Annotated in this window: 9 protein-coding genes; 6 read left to right on the top strand and 3 right to left on the bottom strand. The window is 70.4% G+C overall.

The features are described 5' to 3' along the window. The first annotated feature begins 1,482 nt into the window (after positions 1-1,482). A complete protein-coding gene (locus tag ACIQCZ_RS21515) occupies positions 1,483-1,854 on the top strand; it encodes a hypothetical protein (protein ID WP_402284228.1) in 372 nt (123 codons plus the stop codon). Positions 1,855-2,225: 371 nt separating this feature from the next. Here the strand turns inward: ACIQCZ_RS21515 and ACIQCZ_RS21510 are convergent, their stop codons facing one another. After that, on the bottom strand, positions 2,226-2,495 hold the full coding sequence (locus tag ACIQCZ_RS21510; RefSeq protein WP_376285744.1) for a hypothetical protein: 270 nt from the start codon (positions 2,493-2,495) through the stop codon (positions 2,226-2,228). A 119-nt stretch (positions 2,496-2,614) separates the two neighbouring features. Here ACIQCZ_RS21510 and ACIQCZ_RS21505 point away from each other — a divergent pair, with 119 nt between their 5' ends. Then, entirely contained in the window at positions 2,615-2,974 is a 360-nt protein-coding gene (locus ACIQCZ_RS21505; RefSeq protein WP_402284225.1) for an arsenate reductase family protein, read from the top strand. Between the two features lie 27 nt (positions 2,975-3,001). Here ACIQCZ_RS21505 and ACIQCZ_RS21500 read toward each other — a convergent pair whose 3' ends face one another. Then, positions 3,002-3,868, bottom strand: a complete 867-nt coding sequence (locus tag ACIQCZ_RS21500; protein WP_402284222.1) for an alpha/beta fold hydrolase — start codon at positions 3,866-3,868, stop codon at positions 3,002-3,004. 82 nt (positions 3,869-3,950) lie between these two features. On the opposite strand from ACIQCZ_RS21500, the gene ACIQCZ_RS21495 reads away from it, so the two are divergent. Then, complete coding sequence (locus ACIQCZ_RS21495; protein WP_402284219.1) at positions 3,951-4,433, top strand: MarR family winged helix-turn-helix transcriptional regulator; 483 nt, start codon at positions 3,951-3,953, stop codon at positions 4,431-4,433. A gap of 62 nt (positions 4,434-4,495) precedes the next feature. Here the strand turns inward: ACIQCZ_RS21495 and ACIQCZ_RS21490 are convergent, their stop codons facing one another. Continuing rightward, positions 4,496-5,407, bottom strand: a complete 912-nt coding sequence (locus ACIQCZ_RS21490) for a Gfo/Idh/MocA family protein (protein ID WP_402284217.1) — start codon at positions 5,405-5,407, stop codon at positions 4,496-4,498. Between the two features lie 208 nt (positions 5,408-5,615). Here ACIQCZ_RS21490 and ACIQCZ_RS21485 point away from each other — a divergent pair, with 208 nt between their 5' ends. The 3 genes from ACIQCZ_RS21485 (at position 5,616) to glnII (ending at position 9,391) form a co-directional block, all read left to right on the top strand. Further along, positions 5,616-7,094: a hypothetical protein gene (locus ACIQCZ_RS21485; protein WP_402284215.1), complete on the top strand. Its 1,479-nt coding sequence runs from the start codon at positions 5,616-5,618 to the stop codon at positions 7,092-7,094. Continuing rightward, entirely contained in the window at positions 7,091-8,227 is a 1,137-nt protein-coding gene (locus ACIQCZ_RS21480; RefSeq protein WP_402284213.1) for an ARPP-2 domain-containing protein, read from the top strand. The genes ACIQCZ_RS21485 and ACIQCZ_RS21480 overlap by 4 nt, the downstream gene beginning before the upstream one ends. Positions 8,228-8,347: 120 nt before the next feature. Then, positions 8,348-9,391, top strand: coding sequence for a glutamine synthetase (glnII, locus tag ACIQCZ_RS21475; RefSeq protein WP_402284210.1), 1,044 nt, complete (start codon positions 8,348-8,350; stop codon positions 9,389-9,391). Positions 9,392-9,509 lie beyond the last annotated feature (118 nt).

Below are 9,509 nucleotides of genomic sequence, written 5' to 3'. Positions count from 1 at the left end.
GAGTCGTGCCACCACCCGTCGTCGGAGGAGTCGTGCCACCACCCGTCGTCGGCGGAGTCGTGCCACCACCCGTCGTCGGCGGAGTCGTGCCACCACCCGTCGTCGGCGGAGTCGTGCCACCACCCGTCGTCGGAGGAGTCGTGCCACCACCCGTCGTCGGAGGAGTCGTGCCACCACCCGTCGTCGGCGGAGTCGTGCCACCACCCGTCGTCGGCGGAGTCGTGCCACCACCGACCGTGTTACCGCCGCCGACCGTATTACCACTCCCCGCGATGACGGAGCCACCGATGGTGGAACCGATGATCTGGTTCAGGTTGTTGGTTGTCTGGTTGACGACTTGGTTTATCACCGTCTGCGACAGGCCAAGGCTTCTCCCTGCGGCCTGTGCCGCCGCTACGCCCTGCGCCCTCGCCTCTTGCGGGGAAGCGCCTCTGCTCCTCGCCGCTTGTGCCGCGTTCGTTCCGGCAGCTGCGGCAGCGGCCGCACCTCCTCCTGCCGATGCCGCTGATCCCCCTCCGGTACAGGCCACAGGGCCTATGGAGAAACTGCCCGCGCCCGATACGGCGGTCGGTCCGATACGACCGTCAGCGGAGGATCGCACCATCATCCCCCCAGGGGAGACGGTGAACGTCCCGTTGGGACCGAAGTTCTCTCCCGTCAAGGTGCTTCCCACCACCCGACACGCCTGGGTCGGGGCAGCGGAAGCAGGTACGACAGTGGTCGCAGCCAGTCCTCCGACGAGCGCGACTGTTGCGGCGGAACTCAGGACGAGGTTTCCTCTCACGGTTTTCTCCTTTTCGGCACTGTGCTTGCTTGCTTTTCCCGTCACCGTCGCAAGCGGCGCCACAGCCACGGCGTGGCTCCGGCGTGACACTGACGTAGTGACGGAACTGGGCAGCAGCAACTCCGAGCGGAATCCCGGATTCCCTCCTCGTACATCTTGCGCGCCCTCTTTGGAATTGTCGCGCCGAAATCTTTTTTCATATTCAACCAGCCATGACCGGGGAGTTGACTCCAGCGACCATTCACCGGGCACCGGTACGGCGTGCGCGGAAAAAACCGAAGAGCAGGAGAAGGATGAGAAAATGTACGCGAAGGGCACTTCGACGGGCGGAACAAGTGCCGTACGAGGCGCAGCCCGGAGAATGCGACCCAGCTGAACAGGCGGGCCAGCAGCAGACCGGCCCGGACGCTACGATGATTGTCGACGCCCAGTCCCACTTCTACGAGAATCGTCCCCGTTGAGCCATGACGCCGGGGCCACCGAAGCCTGAGGGGTCTCCCGTAACCCCTGGCGGGCGTGCGACGACGGCTACGGCACCTCGCCTCGCCGTCGGAGCATCCGCATGCATCCAGTACGCGGACACCCCTCCGCCCTGCGATGCACCGCATCCGACGCCGCGCACTGATCCACCAGGGATTGCGGGACACCCCTCAGGCGCGCTGATGGGACATTCCAGTTCACTCCGAGCCTTTGGGCTGATGAACATGAAGAAGACAACCTTGCGGAACATCGGTGTCGCAGCGGCAGCCTCTTTCTTGGCGGCCGGCATATTGGGCACATCGGCGAGTGAATCCGTTGCCTCACCGAATAATTCCCAGGTCGCATCGTCGGCACTCAAGTGCTACACGGCCATTAACAATCCGAACAAGACCGTTTGCTACCGGGTTTCGCAGCGGGCTCTGAATACGGGCAGTCGGATTGTATTCTTCCCCTTCCTCATTCAGGTGCCCACGCCTTCGAATCCGCCGACTCCGGCCGTCGTGAATGCTTTGCCGCCGCCCCCGCCGGATCTGCCTCCAGGGGATTCCTCCGACGGCACCGGACAGTCGCTCCAGCCACCAGTCGGCTGAGACCGGGCCTCGCGCGACTTTCCTCGTCATCGTGCCTACCCGCACCGGCCCATCCCCTCAGTCAAAGGGACGGCGGCCGGGGCCGCATGCCGTGTGCGCCGGACGGGTGAGGTCCGGAGCGGCAGCGGCACTCAGGAACGGCGGCCTTCTGGAGTTGCGGCGTCCCGGGAGCCTGCGTCGTGACGGTGGACGGACGGGACCGCCCGGACGGCCTCGGCGTCCGGGGCCGTGCCACTGCCCCCTGCAGGGACTTCCGATCCGGGTGCGGTCCTACGTGCCTGTGCCCCCGGGTTTCCGAGGGCACAGGCTTACGGCCGGGTGCACGACAGCGAGCGGGCTCCCGGCCGTGAGGGTGTGCGAGCAGTCGATCGTCAGCGACCGTATCGGATCAGGGCGCGGACCATGCGGCAGGTCGTGTCGGACGGCGGGTGGATGCCGATGCGCTCGGCGATCGTGCGTATCTTGTCGTTGGTCGCGGTCGACGGATAGTAGACGCCCGTGTCGAGCAGGGCGATCGCCAGGCGCATGGCCTTCAGGCGGCGGTTGTGGGTGACGTACCACTCGCGGGGCCGGCCCGCGGGGAGCGGCTTCTTCCGCAGCGGCTTGTGGAGCGGCTCGGTCGTGACTACGGCAACGGCCATGTGCAACCTCCTGGCACGGTCGTGGAACCCTCACGAACTCCCTCTATTTTACGGTCCACCACTGACAATCGTCGCTGGCCGGCGGGGCTTTCGAACGTCATTCCCGTACCGTTGGCCCCATGGAGATCTGGATCAATCCCGCCTGTTCGAAGTGCCGCGGCGCGGTGGAACTGCTCGACGCGGAGGGTGCCGAGTACACCGTCCGCCGCTACCTGGAGGACGTGCCTTCGCCGGACGAGATCCGGGCGGTGCTCGACCGGCTCGGGCTGGAGCCGTGGGACATCACGCGGACGCAGGAGGCGGAGGCGAAGGAACTCGGGCTCAAGCAGTGGCCGCGCGAGGCCGGTTCACGAGAGCGGTGGATCTCGGCTCTCGCCGGGCACCCGAAGCTGATCCAGCGGCCGATCATCACGGCCGACGACGGGACCGCCGTCGTGGCACGCACGGACGAGGCGGTACGGGACGCCATGACGCGCTGAACGCGTCGCGGGGCGGGAGCGGCCGGGTCATCGCAGGCTCTCGGCCCTCAGGAAGTCCTCCATCCTGCTGTTCAGTTCGGTGGCCGCCGGTTCGTGCAACGGCAGGGTGTGGTGTGTCGCGCCGGGGATCACCGCCGTTCGCGCGTGCGGGAGCAGCCGGGCCGCGGCGGCGGCGACGCGGGCCGCGTCATGGGCCCGGCTGCGCTCGGCGAGCAGGATCAGGGTCGGCACGTCCAGTCCGCCCAGCGGCCCGGGTGCGGGGCGGGGTCCGGTGACGGGGCGGGCGGGCGGGAAGCCGGCTGCCGCGCAGCGCAGTTGCAGCCACACCGGGTCGAGTTCGGCATGACCCGTCTCCCACTCCAGGAAGGCACGCGTCCGTTTCGCACCGGGGCGGAGCAGCATCGGCAGCGCGTGCAGCAGATAGCCGGGGCGGAAGCCGGCGAAGCACTGGGTCGGGTCGAGGAGGATCAGTTTCCGGACACGGTGGGGCGGCGCGTGCAGCGCATGGTGGAGGGCGATCCAGGCCCCGTACGAATGCCCGCACAGCGCGCTCCCGTCGGCGTTCAGCCCGTCCAGCACCGCGTCGAGCCACGTCGTCAGGTCGTCCACCGTACGGATCGGGCGCTTTCCCACGACGCTGCGGCCCGGGTCACCGACGAGGTCGACGGCGTGGACGCGATGGGTACGGCCCAGATGGGCGGCCTGGGCGTACCAGACGGTGGAGGTGCAACCACCGCCGGCCAGCAGCACCAGGGGCGGGGAGCCCTCGGAGCCGTAACTGTTGACGTGGGTGGTGCCGTACGGGGTGGGGACCCGGGTGCTGCGGGTGCCCGTCGGCCACTTGGCCGCCAGGACCTCGTCGTAGGCGGCGAGGAACGACGAAGCGGTGGTCATGGGATGCCTCCCCGGTCGGATACCGACGATATTATCTCGCTCAGCGAGACAATAAAGGTGATCGGAGAAAGGAGGCACCTACGTGACCGACCAGGGGCCCGAGCTGGAGATCGTCCATCTGCTGCGCAAGGTGACGGTCGAATTCGGCCTGCGCCAGGCCGAATTCGCCACCCGGCACGGCATGCATCCCACCGATGTGCGGGCCCTGATCTGCCTGCTGGACGCCGAGCGGGCCGGCACGGACGCGACGGCCGGGTGGCTCGGTGCACAGCTCGGACTCAACTCCGCGGGCACCACGTCACTCATCGACCGCCTGGAACGTCTGGGCCACCTCGACCGCGCCCGTGACCCGCAAGACCGGCGACGGGTCCTGCTCAGCGTGACGCCACGTGCCGTGGAACTGGGCCGGTCCTTCTTCGGACCGCTGATCGACGACACGCTGGCAGTGCTGCGCACATTCGACGAGAGCGAGACCGTCGCGGTCCGACGCTTCCTGCGCACCGCTCACCGGGCCGTCGCGCCACCTCCCCCATCCGGGCGGGGTGCTGACGGGGCGGCCGGATAGTTCCTCGTGCGCGGGAACATGCCCGCCGCCCCGTGCCCCGCTCGCCGTCGTGCACCAGGCCGTTACTTCCCCGCCTGCTCCTCCGCCTCGGCCAGCAGCTCCGTCAGGCGCAGGCCGAACCGTACGTCGCAGGGGTGCGGCTCCCCCGTCCGCACCGATTCGATCAGGGCGTCCACCGCTGACCGGAAGGAGCCGACCGGATCGCTCCACCGCGGCAGCGAGACGGTTCCTTCTTCGCCCCTGAGCTCGATCTCCGCGCCCACCGCGCCGACCGGGGCGCCCAGCGCGAGCGTCACCGTGCTGGAGGCGCCGGAGGTGTGGCGGAGGATCAGGTGCGTGGTGTCGGACGGACCGCGGGCCGCGGTCAGTCGTGTGACGTCGCCCAGGATGGGGATCAGGACCGACAGGACGTGCGGGCCGACGTCCCACAGACCGCCCTTCTCGCGGCGCCAGGGCGAGGCCGCGTACTCACTGGTCGCGCCGGGGGCGAACAGCGCCCCGATCCACTCGGCGCGGGCGGTGAACCAGCCGTCCACGGCAGCCTGTTCGGTGATCCAGTCGGATGTCTCGGCCGCGAAGCGCAGGGTGCAGAAGACGATGGACGCGGCCCCCGTGTGCTCCGTGGCGCGGGCGACCTCGCGGGCTGCCGCCACGGTGGTCGCGACCGGCTTGTCCAGCAACAGATGACGGCCGGTGGCGGCGGCGCGGGCGGCGAGCGGGGCCTGGACGTCCGGCGGCACGGCGAACGCGATCGCGTCGCTGGCCGCGAAGAGCTCGTCGATGCCCGCCTCGCCGGTGTACGGCGTGGTGCCGTGGGCGGCGGCCAGCGCGTTCGCTGCTTCGGGCCGTCGGCCCCACACACCGCTCAGAGCGACGCCGGGGTGGGCTGCGAGGGCGGGGGCCTGGGTGTTCCGGGCCCAGGGGCCCGCACCGACGAGGCCGATACGCAACGGGGTCGGGGGAAGTGTCGTCATGGGGCAAGTCTGCCGGGTTCGCCGGACCGCGCCCGTATTGAACTGGCGCCGAGTGGACTTCCTGGCTACGTTTGCGGTGCCGGCCGCGGGACTCCGGCGCGACTTCCGGGACTTGCCTGTGAAGCACTGATTTCGCTGTTCGCGCCCCCATTCCCCGGCCGGCGTTCCGCCCCTTCGCACCGGGGCGCGCGACACCACGGGGGAAACCATGACGACCAGCGGCGAGACCGCGCGCGCCGGGGCCGGTTCCGGCCTCGTCGCCGCCGAGGACGTGCTCCTCTTCGTCAACGCGGCGATCACCGCGACCGGACAGCGCGAGTTCCGTACGACCGCGTATCAGCAGCAACTCTCGCTGGACTTCCTCCATGAGTACGTACGGGTCAACTACCGCCGCGTGTACGCCGCCGCGCTCGCCCTCGACATCAACGACCACAACGCCGCGCGCATCGTCCAGGGGCTGCTGGAGACCGCCGCCGACGCGACCGCCGAGGAGAAGCGCGTCGAGGGCCGGCTGATCGCCGCCCGGCTGGCGAAGCTGCCGCCGCAGCGCGTGTACCGGCTGTTCCGGGCGCTGCGCGGGGCGAAGGTGAACAACCGGCGGACCCGCGCGATCGTGCGCGACTGGCTGGCCGCCCGGCCGGACAGGGCGCACGACGCGGTGAAGTACCGCTCCGGTCTGAAGACGGCCGCGCGCCATGTCCACCTTCGGTTCGACGGGCCGGACGAGACGGGGGACTTCCTGTTCCGGCCGGGGCGTCGGCAGCGCTACCGGCACCGGCTGCTCGACGCGTGGCGGCGCGCCCACTACGAGCAGAGGGCCGTCGACGAGCTGCCCTTCACCGTCGCGGAGGGCTTCGCCGCCCGGCACGGGATGAAGCGCGAGGTGTTCCTCGAGCGGGCGGTGCCGAGGATGACCCGGCTGGAGCGGCTGCGGAGCCTGCGGCAGCGCACCGCCGGGGACGGGGCTCCGCTGCCCCAGGGCGTCGACCTGACCATGATGCCGCTGACCCGGCTCGCCCTGTACGTCCTGTCGCTCGGCCTCGCGGCGCGCCGGCTCCACCGCGAGGAGCTGACCCATGCCCTGCGGGCCGCCGCCCGCCGTACGGCGGGACCGCATGCCGGGAGCTGGGGCCGGGTCGCCGCCGTACTGGACGACAGCTACTCGTCGTCCGGATCGGGCGAGAAGCGGCGCCGTCCGCTCGCCGTGGCGCTGGCCTGCCACTTCCTGCTGGAGGCGCTGGCCGCGCCTGGGGCGTACACCTCGCTGTGGACCTCGGGCGGCACCGATCCGCTGCTGGCCGGGCCCTGGGGACCGACCCCGCTCGGCATCCGGGTACTGGACGCCCTGGAGCACGGTCCGGACCGGCTGGTCATCGTCTCGGACGGCTGGGACAACGCGCCGCCCGGACTCGCGGGCGAGGTGCTGCGGGTGTGGCGGACCCGGCTCGACCCGGACCGGCGCACGGCGGTGGTGCATGTGAACCCCGTATACGACGCGGACGGATTCGATGTGCGTCACCTCGCACCGGGCGTCCCCACCGCCGGTATCCGGGACGCGGAGGATCTGCCCGCGCTGGTGGAGATCGCGCAGTTCGCCGAGGGGCGTACGGGAACGGCGGCCCTGTACGCCTACCTGGACCGCCAGGTCGCACGTTTCACCGGTGAGCAGAGAGGGGCAGCGGCGTGAACAGGCTCGAACTGTCCGGGCTCGCCGCCCGCCCCGCGCAGGTGTGGGGCGGCATCCGTCTCGTGCCGCTGGTGCGTGAGCAGCCGGTCGAGGGGCTTCGGCTGCACCGGGTGCTCCACACGGGGTACGAGAACGGCGTCGTGGACGTCGGCCCGCGCACGCACTACACCTCGTACATCCCGCACGGCTTCGTCGCCGACTGGTCCGGTGAGGGCGCACAGTCCGCCGCGTACGGTACGCAGCTCGGCGCCGGACCGGGCGTCCCGGCCGGGAACCCGCCGCCCCGGACCGCCCGGCTCCAGCGCCACCACCACCGGATGGCCAAGCGGCAGCCGGGCGACCGGCTGCGCTTCCTGCCGTTGCACCTCGCGCTGGAGGGCTATCTCGCCCTGCACTTCGGTGGCCCCGCCGTCGCCTGGGAGGAGTGGTCGCGCCAGGCGCTGCGCGACGGTCTCTCGCCGCGCGCCGAGGACGCGTACCTGGGGTGGTCGGTGCGCGGGCTCGGTGACGCGCTGCGGGCCTTCGAGATCCATCCCGGCCAGTGCGGGGTGATGGTGTACGCGGCCGACGCGCTCGCCGCCGCCTTCGTGACGCCGCATCCGGACGACTACCGCCTGCTGCACCCTTCGCTGATCGAGGATCTGTACGGGGAACTGGTCCACCAGTACGCGCTGTACGGTGCGCCCGTCCGGGAGTTCGCGGCGCGCATTCCCGACGGTCCGCGGCTGGGAACGCTCGCCGGACTGCGGGCGGCGGCGCTGGCGCAGGAACGGGAGTGGGCCGAGGCGCACGACACGCTGTTCGCGCGTGAGCTGATGGACACCCCGTACACCTTCGACCGGGTGTACCGGATGGGTTCGTTCACGCTGTGGCGGTTCCTGCCGCCGTTCCTCCGTAATGGGGAGGGCCGCCACATCGGCGAGACGATCACCGACCACAAGGGGCAGGTCGCGTATCTGAAGACGTTCCGGCTGTCCGAGGCCCAGATCAGGCGCGGCCATCTGCTGCACCGGCTCTCCGACGCCGACTGGCGGCTCGCGCGGGCGGCCGAGGCTCTGGGCACCAGTGAGGAAGAACTGGTGCGCCGGATCCGCGCCGCCGGTTTCGAGACCCTGCTCAGAGCCCGCGCGTAACGCGGAAATCCTCGGTAACACGGGGTTCACACTCGGGCAACGGACGGGAAATCGCGTCTTGCGAAGCTGCGCTGCAGAGACCGGACCGCAGCACCGCAACACCCGCGAAGGATGGCTTCCGTGACGTTCAAGGCTGAGTACATCTGGATCGACGGCACCGAGCCGACCGCCAAGCTCCGTTCGAAGACGAAGATCATGGCCGGGAGTCCGTCGCAGGATGTGGCGGAGCTGCCGATCTGGGGCTTCGACGGTTCGAGCACCAACCAGGCCGAGGGCCACGCCTCCGACCGGGTGCTGAAGCCGGTCTTCACGTGTCCGGACCCGATCCGCGGCGGCGACGACATCCTCGTCCTGTGCGAGGTCCTCGACATCGACATGACACCGCACGAGTCCAACACCCGTGCCCAGCTTCGTCCGACGGCCGAGCGGTTCGCCGGCCAGGAGCCGGTCTTCGGAATCGAGCAGGAGTACACCTTCTTCGACGGCCACCGCCCGCTCGGCTTCCCCGAGGGCGGCTTCCCGGCCGCGCAGGGCGGCTACTACTGCGGCGTCGGTGCCGACGAGATCTTCGGCCGCGACATCGTCGAGAGGCACCTCGACAACTGCCTGAAGGCGGGCCTCGGCATCTCCGGCATCAATGCCGAAGTCATGCCCGGCCAGTGGGAGTTCCAGGTCGGCCCGCTGTCCCCGCTGGAGGTCTCCGACCAGCTGTGGGTCGCCCGCTGGCTGCTGTACCGCACCGCCGAGGACTTCGGCGTCTCCGCGACCCTCGACCCGAAGCCGGTCAAGGGCGACTGGAACGGAGCGGGTGCGCACACCAACTTCTCCACCAAGGCGATGCGCGAAGGACCCGAGGGCTATGCCGCGATCATCACCGCGTGCGAGTCGCTGGGCGAGGGCTCGAAGCCGATGGACCACGTCAAGAACTACGGCGCGGGCATCGACGACCGTCTGACCGGTCTGCACGAGACCGCTCCGTGGAACGAGTACAGCTACGGCGTCTCCGACCGGGGCGCCTCGGTCCGCATCCCGTGGCAGGTCGAGCAGGACCAGAAGGGCTACATCGAGGACCGTCGCCCGAACGCCAACGTCGACCCGTACGTCGTCACGCGGCTGATCGTCGACACCTGCTGCACCGCGCTGGAGAAGGCCGACCAGGTCTGATCCTCGACCGTCGTCAGCACGAGGGGGGGGGCGGCCCGCCGGGGGGGCGCCCCCCCCGCCCCCCCCCCCCCCCCCGGGGCCCCCCCCCCCCGGGGGGGGGGCCCGGAGCCCCACGGGG

Source organism: Streptomyces sp. NPDC093149 (genome assembly GCF_044754145.1).
Taxonomy (GTDB): Bacteria; Actinomycetota; Actinomycetes; order Streptomycetales; family Streptomycetaceae; genus Streptomyces.
Note: the sequence above shows the minus strand (reverse complement) of the source record. Positions and strands in the feature narration are given on the sequence as shown.